This window comes from Pseudomonas sp. TE3899, from assembly GCF_056279105.1.
The window spans coordinates 3,683,303-3,695,637 of the sequence record NZ_JBWBQR010000001.1 but is presented as its reverse complement, the minus strand read 5'-3'; the positions used below and the strand labels follow the sequence as shown (position 1 = coordinate 3,695,637).

At 60.1% G+C, this 12,335-nt stretch carries 10 protein-coding genes and 1 pseudogene; 8 read left to right on the top strand and 3 right to left on the bottom strand.

All coding sequences use genetic code 11. The annotated features are described in order from the left end of the window. Nucleotides 1–237: 237 nt before the first annotated feature. The 7 genes and pseudogenes from prfB to ACZ89E_RS16960 all read left to right on the top strand — a co-directional run bounded on the left by prfB (nucleotide 238) and on the right by ACZ89E_RS16960 (nucleotide 7,158). Nucleotides 238–1,333, top strand: a protein-coding gene (prfB, locus tag ACZ89E_RS16990; RefSeq protein WP_149657415.1) for a peptide chain release factor 2 whose coding sequence is annotated in 2 segments (ribosomal slippage) — nucleotides 238–309 and nucleotides 311–1,333 — 1,095 coding nt in all. Because the reading frame shifts where the segments join, the coding sequence is not laid out codon by codon here. Between the two features lie 94 nt (nucleotides 1,334–1,427). Beyond that, nucleotides 1,428–2,931, top strand: a pseudogene (lysS, locus tag ACZ89E_RS16985) (lysine--tRNA ligase). A gap of 102 nt (nucleotides 2,932–3,033) precedes the next feature. Beyond that, nucleotides 3,034–3,750, top strand: a complete 717-nt coding sequence (locus tag ACZ89E_RS16980) for a TetR/AcrR family transcriptional regulator (RefSeq protein ID WP_476256095.1) — start codon at nucleotides 3,034–3,036, stop codon at nucleotides 3,748–3,750. Between the two features lie 144 nt (nucleotides 3,751–3,894). Beyond that, nucleotides 3,895–4,455, top strand: a complete 561-nt coding sequence (locus ACZ89E_RS16975; protein WP_149657413.1) for a hypothetical protein — start codon at nucleotides 3,895–3,897, stop codon at nucleotides 4,453–4,455. Between the two features lie 36 nt (nucleotides 4,456–4,491). After that, nucleotides 4,492–5,769, top strand: coding sequence for a flavohemoglobin expression-modulating QEGLA motif protein (locus ACZ89E_RS16970; protein ID WP_149657412.1), 1,278 nt, complete (start codon nucleotides 4,492–4,494; stop codon nucleotides 5,767–5,769). Nucleotides 5,770–5,917: 148 nt separating this feature from the next. After that, nucleotides 5,918–6,832, top strand: a complete 915-nt coding sequence (locus tag ACZ89E_RS16965) for an alpha/beta hydrolase (RefSeq protein ID WP_463259507.1) — start codon at nucleotides 5,918–5,920, stop codon at nucleotides 6,830–6,832. Then, nucleotides 6,829–7,158 carry a PA3694 family proteiin gene (locus ACZ89E_RS16960; RefSeq protein WP_123405677.1) on the top strand — a complete coding sequence of 110 codons (330 nt, stop codon included), beginning with the start codon at nucleotides 6,829–6,831 and terminating at the stop codon, nucleotides 7,156–7,158. The genes ACZ89E_RS16965 and ACZ89E_RS16960 overlap by 4 nt, the downstream gene beginning before the upstream one ends. Nucleotides 7,159–7,320: 162 nt before the next feature. Here the strand turns inward: ACZ89E_RS16960 and lptF are convergent, their stop codons facing one another. The 3 genes from lptF to ACZ89E_RS16945 form a co-directional block, all read right to left on the bottom strand. After that, entirely contained in the window at nucleotides 7,321–8,109 is a 789-nt protein-coding gene (gene lptF / locus ACZ89E_RS16955; RefSeq protein WP_149657410.1) for a lipotoxin F family OmpA-related lipoprotein LptF, read from the bottom strand. 55 nt (nucleotides 8,110–8,164) lie between these two features. Continuing rightward, nucleotides 8,165–8,578, bottom strand: a complete 414-nt coding sequence (locus tag ACZ89E_RS16950) for a DUF4398 domain-containing protein (protein ID WP_149657409.1) — start codon at nucleotides 8,576–8,578, stop codon at nucleotides 8,165–8,167. 388 nt (nucleotides 8,579–8,966) lie between these two features. Continuing rightward, nucleotides 8,967–9,311, bottom strand: coding sequence for a pilin assembly protein (locus ACZ89E_RS16945; RefSeq protein ID WP_149657408.1), 345 nt, complete (start codon nucleotides 9,309–9,311; stop codon nucleotides 8,967–8,969). Between the two features lie 203 nt (nucleotides 9,312–9,514). Between ACZ89E_RS16945 and ppc the strand changes: the two genes are divergently transcribed. Beyond that, entirely contained in the window at nucleotides 9,515–12,145 is a 2,631-nt protein-coding gene (gene ppc / locus ACZ89E_RS16940) for a phosphoenolpyruvate carboxylase (RefSeq protein ID WP_476256094.1), read from the top strand. Nucleotides 12,146–12,335 lie beyond the last annotated feature (190 nt).

Sequence of the window (12,335 nt, the reverse complement as noted above, 5' to 3'; positions counted from 1 at the left end):
CTGATTTAGAAGGGCGGGACTGTGAATGAGTGAATGCGGGGTTGATGCAGGGGGATTCTGTTACTGGTGTGGGAAGAATTTTTTTATCGGGTAGGATTTTTCCTCAGGATTTTTTGCTTGGCAGGAAGTCGTCAAAAAGAACCGGCGCGTATTCAGTCCGTCAGGCGGGCTGCCGTGACAGCTTGATTACGTTATACTCGCCGGCTTTCAAAAGTTCGCCAATGAGTGCTGCCCGCCATGGAAATCAACCCGATCCTTAACAGTATCAAGGACCTGTCCGAGCGCTCCGAAACTATTCGGGGGTATCTTTGACTACGATCAAAAGCATGAGCGTCTGACTGAAGTCAATCGCGAGCTTGAAGATCCGGCAGTCTGGAACAACCCGTCGTACGCCCAGGAACTGGGGCGCGAGCGTTCGCTGCTGGCGCAGATCGTCGAAACCCTCGACGAAATGCACACCGGCCTGGCCGATGCCAAAGAACTGCTGCTGATGTCCGCCGAAGAAGAAGACCAGGGCGCCGTCGATGACGTCGCGACCGAAGTCGAGCGTCTGCGCGAAGCCCTGGAAAAACTCGAATTCCGTCGCATGTTCAGCGGTGAGATGGACGCCAACAATGCCTACCTGGATATCCAGGCCGGCTCTGGCGGTACCGAAGCCCAGGACTGGGCCAACATCCTGCTGCGCATGTACCTGCGCTGGGCTGACAAACGCGGTTTCGACGCGACCATCATGGAACTGTCCGCCGGTGAAGTCGCCGGGATCAAGGGCGCCACGGTCCACATCAAGGGCGAGTACGCCTTTGGCTGGTTGCGTACCGAGATCGGCGTGCACCGTTTGGTGCGCAAGAGCCCGTACGACTCCGGCAACCGCCGCCACACCTCGTTCTCGGCCGTGTTCGTGTCGCCGGAAATCGATGACAACATCGAAATCGACATCAACCCGTCGGACCTGCGCATCGACACCTACCGCTCCTCCGGTGCCGGTGGCCAGCACGTTAACACCACCGACTCGGCCGTACGGATCACCCACGTACCGTCCAACACCGTGGTCAGCTGCCAGAACGAACGCTCCCAGCACGCCAACAAAGACACCGCGATGAAAATGTTGCGGGCGCGCTTGTACGAGCAGGAAGTGCAGAAACGCAACGCCGCCTCCCAGGCCCTGGAAGACACCAAGTCGGACATCGGCTGGGGTCACCAGATTCGCTCCTACGTGCTCGATGCGTCGCGGATCAAGGATTTGCGCACTAACATCGAACGCAGTGACTGCGACAAGGTGCTCGACGGCGATATCGACGAATACCTGGTAGCCAGCTTGAAACAAGGGCTTTAAGGCACGCTCTGCAGGATCATCCTGCAGGCGCGAGGCTTGCCCGCGAACCCCGGCGAACGCCGGGGGCAACGAACCTGATGGAATATCTAAAGACATGAGCGACCTAGAACTCGACCCGCAAGCCCTGCAACAGGAAGAAAACTCCCTGATCGCCCTGCGCAAGGAAAAGCTGGCTGCCGAGCGCGCCAAGGGCAATGCCTTCCCGAACGACTTCCGCCGCGAAAACTACTGCGAAGAACTGCAGAAGAAATACGCGGACAAGACCAAGGAAGAGCTGGCAGAGGCTGCAATCCCGGTCAAGGTTGCCGGTCGCATCATGCTCAACCGTGGCTCGTTCATGGTGATCCAGGACATGACCGGTCGCATCCAGGTTTACGTCAACCGTAAAACCCTGTCTGAAGAAACCCTGGCCTCGGTGAAAACCTGGGACATGGGCGACATCATTGCAGCCGTTGGCACCCTGGCGCGTTCCGGCAAGGGCGACCTGTACGTCGAAATGACCGAAGTGCGCCTGCTGACCAAGTCCCTGCGTCCGCTGCCGGACAAGCACCATGGCCTGACCGACACCGAACAGCGCTATCGCCAGCGTTACGTTGACCTGATCGTCAACGAAGAAGTACGCAATACCTTCCGCGTGCGTTCGCAAGTGATTGCGCACATCCGCAGCTTCCTGATGCAACGTGACTTCCTGGAAGTCGAAACGCCGATGCTGCAAACCATCCCCGGTGGTGCAGCGGCCAAGCCGTTCGAAACGCACCACAACGCGCTGGACCTGGAAATGTTCCTGCGCATCGCGCCTGAGCTTTACCTCAAGCGTCTGGTGGTGGGGTGGTTTCGAGAAAGTCTTCGAGATCAACCGCAACTTCCGTAACGAAGGCGTCTCGACCCGTCACAACCCTGAATTCACCATGTTGGAGTTCTACCAGGCGTACGCCGACTACGAAGACAACATGGACCTGACCGAAGAACTGTTCCGCGAACTGGCGCAGCTGGTCCTGGGCAGCACCGACGTGCCTTACGGCGACAAAGTGTTCCACTTCGGCGAGCCGTTCGTGCGTCTGTCGGTGTTCGACTCGATCCTCAAGTACAACCCTGAGCTGACCGCCGACGACCTGACCGACATCGACAAGGCCCGCGCCATCGCCAAGAAGGCCGGCGCCAAGGTGCTGGGCTTCGAAGGCCTGGGCAAGTTGCAGGTGATGATTTTCGAAGAGCTGGTCGAGCACAAGCTGGAACAGCCGCACTTCATTACCCAGTACCCGTTCGAAGTGTCGCCGCTGGCCCGTCGCAACGATGACAACCCGAACGTCACCGACCGTTTTGAACTGTTCATCGGTGGCCGCGAAATCGCCAACGCCTACTCCGAGTTGAACGACGCGGAAGACCAGGCCGAGCGCTTCATGGCCCAGGTGGCCGACAAGGACGCTGGCGACGACGAAGCCATGCACTACGACGCCGACTTCGTTCGCGCGCTGGAGTACGGCATGCCGCCAACGGCTGGTGAAGGGATCGGCATCGACCGACTGGTGATGTTGCTGACCAACTCACCGTCGATCCGCGACGTGATCCTGTTCCCGCACATGCGGCCGCAAGCGTAAACGTTTCAGTTAAAAAGCCGCCTAAAACAGGCGGCTTTTTATTGCCTGTCTGGTACAAACGTATCAATTGGTTACTTTTGGCGTGAGAGAGGAAGACCTGTCGTGAATCGTGCAATGGCTCAAGAAGGTGCAGCGGGTATCGCCACTGCGGTCGCTGAAAGTGTTCAGTACCAGGGCCGCAAGGCCAGCCGACAGGGCAGCGAACAGCGTCGACAGGACATTCTCGATGCGGCCATGCGCATTGTCGTGCGCGATGGCGTACGGGCGGTGCGCCACCGCGCCGTGGCGGCCGAAGCCGGTGTGCCGTTGTCGGCCACCACTTACTACTTCAAGGATATCGATGACCTGCTCACCGATACCTTCGCCCAATACGTGGAACGCAGCGCGGCTTACATGGGCAAGCTGTGGGCCAGCAACGAAGGCCTGTTGCGCGAAATGGTGGTCAGCGGCGACGGTACGCCGGAGTCGCGCTCACAGTTGGCGGACGATATTGCGCGGTTGATGGCGGACTATGTTCATCGGCAATTGATCAACCGTCGTGAGCATTTGATGGCCGAACAGGCGTTCCGCCAGGAGGCGCTGCTGAACCCGCGACTGGCGGTGTTGGTGCGTTCCCATCAACAGATTCTGTTGCAGGGCACCTGCCAGCTTTTCGAGGTATTGGGTTCGCGCGAGCCACAACAGGATGCCAAAGTGTTGACGGCGATTATCGGACGGATGGAATATCAGGGCCTGCTCAACGACACCGAGCCTGCGGCCGAAGCCGAAATGCTCGGCATCCTCACGCGCTACATGCATTTGGTCTTGGCGTCGGTGTAACCCCTGATCGTTCCCACGCTCTGCGTGGGAATGCATCCTGTGACGCTCTGCGTCACGCCGGTAAGGGACGCAGAGCGTCCCGGGCGGCATTCCCACGCGGGAGCGTGGGAACGATCATCGTGCTGTATCGATAGGGAGTGTTGAATGAAAGCCTGGCGCGTCGTTGTGATCGCCTTGTCGTTCCTGCTGCTCAGTGGCTGTCTGGTGACCTTCAAGGACCCGCTGCCTTCGAGCGAACCCGCGCCCAAAGGCTTGCTTGGCAAATGGACCAGCACCAACGCCTGGGGAGAGCCGATGAACCTGGAACTGACGCGCCTCGGCGACAACCGCTATCAGGCTGTCAGCTACTTCAAGGCCAAGCCCCGCGAGCGCGAGGCCTATCCCTTCACGGTGTCGCGCCACGGCAGTCGCTGGTACTTGTCGGCGCCAGTACCGGCCAGGTTTGGCGGCCACTTCACAATCGCCGGGTTCGAACTCAACGAAAAGCACGAGCTGGTGGTCTACAACCTCGACCTCGAACAGATCAACCAGGCCCTGGGGCAAAAAGTCCTCAGTGGCGAAGGCTTCCAGACTGACGACGGCGATGGCGTGCTGATCAACACCGACATGAACCAAGTCTTCGCTTACCTCGACGACCCGGCCAATTCCGATGTGTTCGTCGAAGCCGTGCGCTACCAGCGCCTGGCCAAAGCCAAAGCCAAATAAATCCAGCACCTCACGGTTTTTCTACAGGAGTTTCGGGTGGACGATTACCAGCAGACGATACGCATTTTGTCCGATCGCATAGTGCTGGCGCAGACGCCGATTCGCGTCCTCGATGCGGTCAAGTGGGACGACAACATCCGCAAGGGCTTCCTCAAGGCCAAGGGCAAGGAAATGCCCGCCGTGGACCGCGACTATTACTTGAACCGGCCGCTGGCCTTTGACTCGAGCAAGGTGAAACTGGAATTCCAGAACATCGAGCGCGACATCACCCGCCAGCTCGGCCAGTTCAACCCGGTCGGCCAGATCATGCGCCGCATGTGCAAGGAATACCGGATGGTGGTGCGCATGCTCGAAGCGCGCGGCACCGAGGATTTCGGGCTGATTTCCCAGGAACTGTACGGCGCCGCGTCCGACGCGTTCCACGCCGGCGACCCGACCCTGGCCGACCTCGGCCTGATGATGTCCGACTACCTGAACAATATCGACGGTCGTGGCGATCTGAAGGATGAACCGAAAATCCTCACCGCCAAGGACGCTGTCAGCCTGCTGCAACATCGACTCAACAAAGTGTTCGGTGAAGCCGAGGAAACCATCCGGGTGTTCGAGTCTGACGGGATCGTCGCCGATGCGGCGGCGGGTGCCGACTACATCAAGATCCGCGCCGACGCGATGTTCAACGACCGTGACGTGCGCGCCCTGGAAGTCCATGAAGGCCTGGTGCACGTGGGCACCACGCTGAACGGCTTGAACCAGCCGATCTGCACCTTCCTGTCCAAAGGCCCGCCATCGTCGACCGTGACCCAGGAAGGCCTGGCGATTCTGATGGAAATCATCACCTTCGCCTCCTACCCGAGTCGCCTGCGCAAACTGACCAACCGTACTCGCGCCATTCATATGGTGGAGGAGGGCGCGGACTTTTTGCAGGTGTTCGAGTTCTTCCGCGAGCAGGGCTTCGAAATGGCCGAAAGCTACGGCAACGCCAGTCGGGTTTTCCGTGGTTCAGTACCGAATGGTCTGCCATTTACCAAAGACTTGTCCTACCTCAAGGGCTTTATCATGGTTTACAACTACATTCAGTTGGCCGTGCGTAAAGGCAAGCTGGAGCAGATACCGCTGCTGTTTTGCGGCAAGACCACGCTGGAAGACATGCGGACCTTGCGCCAATTGGTGGACGAAGGCCTGGTAGTGCCGCCCAAGTATTTGCCGGACCAGTTCCGCGACTTGAACGCACTGTCGGCGTGGATGTGCTTCTCCAACTTCCTCAATCACCTGAGCCTGGACCGGATCGAAGCCGACTACTCCAACATTTTGTGAGAACCACGCTGATCGTTCCTACGCTCTGCGTGGGAATGCATCCCGTGACGCTCTGCGTCACAGAGGACGCGGAGCGTCCAAAGCGGCATTCCCACGCGGAGCGTAGGAACGATCAGACTTACCAACCATCACTGCGAGGTTTCAACGGATGAGAATCCTCGGCATCCTCTGCCTTCTTCTGACCTTGAGCGGCTGCAGCTCGCTGCTGTTCTACCCCGAACCCGGCCAGCCGTTCACCCCGGACAAGGCCAAACTCGAATTCCGCGACCTCACCCTGACCACCGCCGACGGCCTGAAACTGCACGGTTGGTGGTTGCCGGTACCCAAAGGCGTAGAGGTCAAAGGCACGGTGCTGCACCTGCACGGCAATGGCGGCAACTTGTCTTATCACCTCGGTGGGAGCTGGTGGTTGCCGAAAGAGGGTTACCAGGTGTTGCTGGTGGATTACCGCGGTTATGGCTTGTCCGAAGGCAAACCGAGCCTGCCGGCGATCTACCAGGACATCGACGCCGCGTTCAAATGGCTCGACCAGGCGCCCGAGGTCAAAGGCAAACCGTTGGTCATTCTCGGCCAAAGCCTCGGCGGCTCGATGGCCGTGCATTACCTAGTCCAGCACCCGGAACGCCAGCCTCAGATCAAGGCGCTGGTCCTCGACGGCGCCCCCGCCAGCTACCGCGATGTCGGCCGATTTGCCCTGACCACTTCGTGGCTGACCTGGCCATTCCAGGTGCCGTTGTCGTGGCTGGTGCCGGACGGCGACAGCGCGATCAACTCCATGGCGCAGCTCAAAGGCGTGCCGAAACTGATCTACCACAGCATCGACGACAACCTCGTGCCCCTTTCCAACGGCATCCGTCTGTATCAAGCTGCGCCGCCGCCGCGGGTGCTGCAACTGACCCGTGGCGGTCACGTGCAGACCTTTGCCGACCCGGTCTGGCGCCAGGTGATGCTGCGCTATCTCGAAGACCCGCAGCATTTCAACGGTCTGCGCCGCCTGGGCGAAATCCCGAATTACCCGGTGCCCCTGAATTCAAAAGATGAACCACCAGAGAGTCCGCAATGAGTGAAGAACGTAACGCCATCCCGCTGATCATCACCGGTATCTGTACCATCCTCGGCACCGTCGGGGTGCTGTGGTACTACGGCTACCTGCACTTCGCCAAACCCGAGGATGCGTTGCTGCTCAACGAATTCACCATGCTCAAGACCGTGCCCGGCGAAGACTACAAAGTCGCCCTGGAACCGGCCCCGCAAGTCGCCCAGTGCATCGACGGTGTACTGGTGCTGTTCGACACCGAGCAAAAAGGCCTGACCGGCGTGTTGATCAACGGCCAGAAAAAAGCCGTGCGCTGCATGGGCCAGGAAACCCCGCAGAAGCTCGAACAATGATGATTTTGTAGGAGCAAGGCTTGCCCGCGAAGGCGGTTCAACATTCAACAAATGGGTTGACCGACACAACGCCTTCGCGGGCAAGCCTCGCTCCTACAGAAAGCCAAACAAAAAGCCCCGCCTGATCAGATCAGGCGGGGCTTTTGTGTTTCAGCGTGACGCTTAGTTCGAGCTAACCGCCGAACGTGGAATCACTGGCTGGTTGTCGTTGGAAATGGTCACTTCCACCCGACGGTTCATGGCACGGCCCGAAACGCTGGTGTTTTCAGCAACCGGGTATTCCTTGCCATAACCCTGGGCAACGATGCGTGCTGGATCAACACCCATCTTCACCAGCGCCATGCGCACGGAACCAGCGCGACGCTCGGACAGCGACTGGTTATGACCCGCGCTACCGGTGCTGTCGGTATAGCCTTCGACAATCACTTTACGGTCCGGGTTTTCCTGAAGGAACTGCGCCAGTTTGTTGATGTTCACCAGACCGCTGGATTTCAGGTCGGCACGGTCGGTGGCGAACAGCACGTCACCGAAGGTCACCAGCGTACCGCGATCGGTCTGCTTGGCGTTCAGGCTGTCTTGCAGCTGTTTGATCTGCTGGTCGCGAGCGTCCAGACGGGCCTGGGCACGTTGGGCGGCAGCGTTTTTCAGATTGGCTTCAGCGGTGCGCAGGGCGATGGTCTGCTTGGCCACTTCCACACGCTGGTTGGTCAGGTAAGCCAGTTGATCGACCTTGGCCTGGTCCTGTTTGTCCTGGTAAGCCTTGTCGGCCTTGTCCAGGTAATCACTGGCGTCTTTGGTCTCAAGGGCCGCGACTTTGCTGGCTTGCGGGTTGGCTTGCAGGCCGGAGTAGTTCACGCGGGCCTGTTCCAGGTTCGCGTTCGGCTGGGTGGAGCAGGCAGCCAGGGCGACGCTTGCGGCCAGGAGAGCGGGGATCATCAATTGTTTACGCATAATGGTTCGTCCTTTCTATCGATAAGAGCTTCAGGCGTGTGGTCCGGATGCGCGCTTACTGCACAGTGCGCTGGCTTTCCTGACGCAGTTCCTGAACACCTTTCTGGGAATCCTTCACAGCTTGTTCGGCTTTGATCGCCTGGGCCTTGCGTTCAGCGACGCGAGCGTCCCATTCGGCTTGTTCGGCCAGGGTGCGGGCTTCGTCATACTTCTTGTCGTGCATGGCGATTTCAGCTTGTTTGAGCTTGTCCTGGGCGGACTTCATTTCCACGGCTGCGAATTCAGTACCACCGGCGCTGACGGCGCTGTTCACGGCGGATTGGGTCACGGCGTATTGCTCGCTCGGCGGGTTGCCAGCGCAACCGGCGAGGACGAAAGTGCTGCCGATCGCCAGTGCAGCCAGTTTCAGACCGCGCAGGTGGGTGAACGAGGATTTGGCAGTGCTGGTCTTCATGGTCTTCAACTCCATTGGGTATCTCCTGAAAAACATCTAAATCCCTCCTGGTGTGAGGAGCCGTAACCGAATGTTCAAAACGTTTAATGAAACGGCCGTACCAGGTGTGGTTACTGGGTACGACCCGAGCTGTTTTTCAAAAGTTCAGAGAAGATGGCTCATTGCCTAAAAAAACTTTGACCGGGCGGACAAGGCTCTAGGACGGGAACTTTCGCGATGCGCAGGGGTATCGACGGGTTTGGGCGGGGTTGGAAACAGGCATGTTTGGGGAGGCGAGAGGAGGGAGCGGTATTGAGATTTTTGTTGTTTTGACTGACGCCTTCGCGGGCAAGCCTCGCTCCTACAGGTCGGTGTGATCCGTAGGAGCGAGGCTTGCCCGCGAAGGCGTTTGACCTGATTCGCCTCAATGTTTTTGCTTGTCGCCATCCGCCGACAAATCATGCAAATGCCGCCGGGACAACGCGAGAAAGCGTGGGGTCGGGCCGACGTCTTCGTACAGCGGATCGCCTTCTTCATCGGTGGCAACCACGGTCTGTCCTTTCACATACGGGAAGCTCGCTTCGAGTTCTTCCAGCGCGGCGCCGATCAGTTCGCCCAGCAGTTCTTCGGGATGCCGTTTGGGGTACATCTCGGTGATCGCTGCCAGCCGGGCGGCGGCTTCCACGTCCAGGTGAATGGTGTAGCCAGTGTCGGTCAGGCGACCCTTGGCGTTTTCTTCCCAATGCTGGGCTAGCTCACGGATTTTCATAGTGACCTCATGACGCTCCTGCTCTTGGCAGGCGGTGTGAGTGTCCGGCGGTGTTCGCCGGTAAGCCGTTGTGCGGCTTACTGTTGAGACTAGCTTTAAGCCACAAGGTTTAAAGTCCCTTTGTCGTGTGGCTTGTAAGAACCGGTCTGGAGCGGCACTCTTGAAGTTCGTAGCCGCCCGGATTTTTTGCTGGAGAACTGCTGATGACCGATATTGATGCACGCTTGCGCGAGGACGTTCACCTGTTGGGTGAGCTGTTGGGCAACACCATTCGTGAACAGTACGGGGACGGTTTTCTCGACAAGATCGAGCAGATCCGCAAAGGCGCCAAGGCTGACCGTCGCGGTTCGATGGACGCCGAGCTGAGCGCCAGCCTCAACCAGTTGAGCGAAGACGAGTTGCTGCCGGTGGCGCGGGCGTTCAATCAGTTTCTCAACCTGGCCAATATCGCCGAGCAATATCAGCTGATTCACCGCCGCGAAGAGTCGCAACCGGCACCGTTCGAGTCTCGCGTTCTACCCGAAATACTGGCCCGCCTGCGCGCCGAAGGCCACAGCGCCGAATCCCTGGCCAGGCAACTCGGACGCCTGGAAATCGAACTGGTGCTGACTGCGCACCCCACCGAAGTCGCGCGCCGTACTCTGATCCAGAAATACGACGCCATCGCCGCGCAACTGGCGGCCCAGGATCACCGCGACCTGACCAGCGCCGAGCGCGAGCAGATCCAGGCCAAATTGCAGCGCCTGATCGCCGAAGCCTGGCACACCGAAGAAATCCGCCGCACCCGCCCCACGCCCGTGGACGAAGCCAAATGGGGTTTTGCGGTGATCGAGCATTCCCTGTGGCAAGCCATCCCCAACTACCTGCGCAAGGCCGATCAAGCGCTACACGCCGCCACCGGTTTGCGTTTACCGCTGGAGGCCGCACCGATCCGCTTCGCCTCATGGATGGGCGGCGACCGCGATGGCAACCCGAATGTCACGGCGGCGGTCACCCGCGAAGTGCTGTTGCTGGCGCGCTGGATGGCAGCGGATTTGTACCTGCGCGATGTCGATCACCTGGCTGCCGAGTTGTCGATGCAGCAGGCCAGCGAAGCCTTGAAAGCCAAGGCCGGCGACAGCGCCGAGCCGTATCGCGCGGTGCTCAAGCAATTGCGTGAACGCCTGCGGGCAACGCGTAACTGGGCGCAAGCCTCGTTGACGAAGACCACGCCGGCCCCGGCCGATGTGCTGCAAAACAATCGAGACCTGCTCGATCCGCTGGAGCTGTGCTTCAACTCGCTGCACGAGTGCGGCATGGGCGTGATCGCTGACGGCCCGCTGCTCGATTGCCTGCGTCGGGCGGTGACCTTCGGGCTGTTTTTGGTGCGCCTCGATGTGCGTCAGGATTCGTCCCGGCACACCGCGGCCATGACCGAAATCACTGAATACCTGGGCTTGGGTCGCTACGAAGACTGGAGCGAGGAAGAGCGCATCGCCTTCCTGATGCGCGAACAGAACAACCGTCGGCCGCTGCTGCCGGCGTACTTCAAGCCGTCCGCCGATACCGCCGAAGTGCTGGCGACCTGTCGGGAAATCGCCGCCGCACCCGGCGCGTCCCTCGGCTCTTATGTGATTTCCATGGCCGGCGCCGCTTCCGACGTGCTTGCCGTGCAACTGCTGCTCAAAGAGGCTGGCGTATTGCGGCCGATGCGTGTGGTGCCGCTGTTTGAAACCCTCGCCGACCTCGACAACGCCGGCCCGGTGATTGAAAAACTGTTGCTGCTGCCGGGCTATCGCGCGCGCCTGCAAGGGCCGCAGGAAGTGATGATCGGCTATTCCGACTCGGCCAAGGACGCCGGCACCACGGCAGCGGCCTGGGCGCAGTATCGGGCGCAGGAACGCTTGGTGGATATCTGCCGCGAGCAACAAGTGGAACTGCTGTTGTTCCACGGTCGCGGCGGCACTGTGGGCCGTGGCGGCGGTCCGGCGCACGCGGCGATTCTGTCGCAGCCGCCGGGGTCGGTGGCGGGGCGTTTCCGTACCACTGAGCAGGGGGAAATGATTCGTTTCAAATTCGGCCTGCCGGACATCGCCGAACAGAATCTCAATCTGTACCTGGCCGCCGTGCTCGAAGCGACGCTGCTGCCGCCGCCACCGCCGGAGCCGGCGTGGCGCCACTTGATGGACGAATTGGCCGCCGACGGCGTCAAGGCTTACCGCGCCGTGGTGCGGGAAAATCCGCAGTTCGTCGAGTACTTCCGCCAGTCGACCCCGGAACAGGAACTCGGCCGTTTACCGTTGGGCAGCCGCCCAGCCAAGCGCCGCGCGGGCGGGATAGAAAGCCTGCGCGCGATTCCATGGATCTTCGGTTGGACTCAGACGCGCCTGATGCTACCGGCCTGGCTCGGTTGGGAAGCAGCCCTGAGCAAGGCATTGGAGCGTGGTGAAGGTGAACTGCTGGGGCAGATGCGCGAGCAGTGGCCGTTCTTCCGCACCCGCATCGATATGCTGGAAATGGTGCTGGCCAAGGCCGACGCAGACATCGCCCTGTCTTACGATCAGCGCCTGGTCGAGCCCGATCTGCTTCCTTTGGGTGCGCATTTACGCGACCTATTGTCGCAGGCTTGCGCGGTGGTCCTTGGGCTGACCGGGCAGTCTCAGCTACTGGCACATAGCCCAGACACCCTGGAATTCATTCGCCTGCGTAACACCTACCTCGACCCGCTTCATCTATTGCAGGCCGAGCTGTTGGCCCGTTCGCGACAACAGGAAGTGGCGCAGGGCAGCCCGGTAGAGCAAGCGCTGCTGGTGTCTGTGGCGGGGATTGCCGCCGGTTTGCGAAATACCGGCTAAGGTTTTCCTCTTGGGGCCGGGCACTTTGCGCTCGGGCCCGTTGCCTCTGGGCGAAGGGCGCAAAAGGTCTGGCAGGCGACAGTTAATGACGGGGTTGCGACTAGGGATACCTCGTCCAAAGGTCACGACAGGCGCGGGTTTCTCCGACTTTCGGCGGCTTGTGTGGTCAGGGCCTGCTGTGTATCTTGAT

What these genes read in the sequence shown, in the direction of transcription:
- ACZ89E_RS16975 (WP_149657413.1), top strand. Translation starts at nt 3,895, where the DNA reads ATGAAAGCCTGGCGCGTCGTTGTGATCGCCTTGTCGTTCCTGCTGCTC.
- lptF (WP_149657410.1), bottom strand. Translation starts at nt 8,109, where the DNA reads ATGCGTAAACAATTGATGATCCCCGCTCTCCTGGCCGCAAGCGTCGCC.
- ACZ89E_RS16950 (WP_149657409.1), bottom strand. Translation starts at nt 8,578, where the DNA reads ATGGAGTTGAAGACCATGAAGACCAGCACTGCCAAATCCTCGTTCACC.
- ACZ89E_RS16945 (WP_149657408.1), bottom strand. Translation starts at nt 9,311, where the DNA reads ATGAAAATCCGTGAGCTAGCCCAGCATTGGGAAGAAAACGCCAAGGGT.
- ACZ89E_RS16965 (WP_463259507.1), top strand. Translation starts at nt 5,918, where the DNA reads ATGAGAATCCTCGGCATCCTCTGCCTTCTTCTGACCTTGAGCGGCTGC.
- ppc (WP_476256094.1), top strand. Translation starts at nt 9,515, where the DNA reads ATGACCGATATTGATGCACGCTTGCGCGAGGACGTTCACCTGTTGGGT.
- ACZ89E_RS16960 (WP_123405677.1), top strand. Translation starts at nt 6,829, where the DNA reads ATGAGTGAAGAACGTAACGCCATCCCGCTGATCATCACCGGTATCTGT.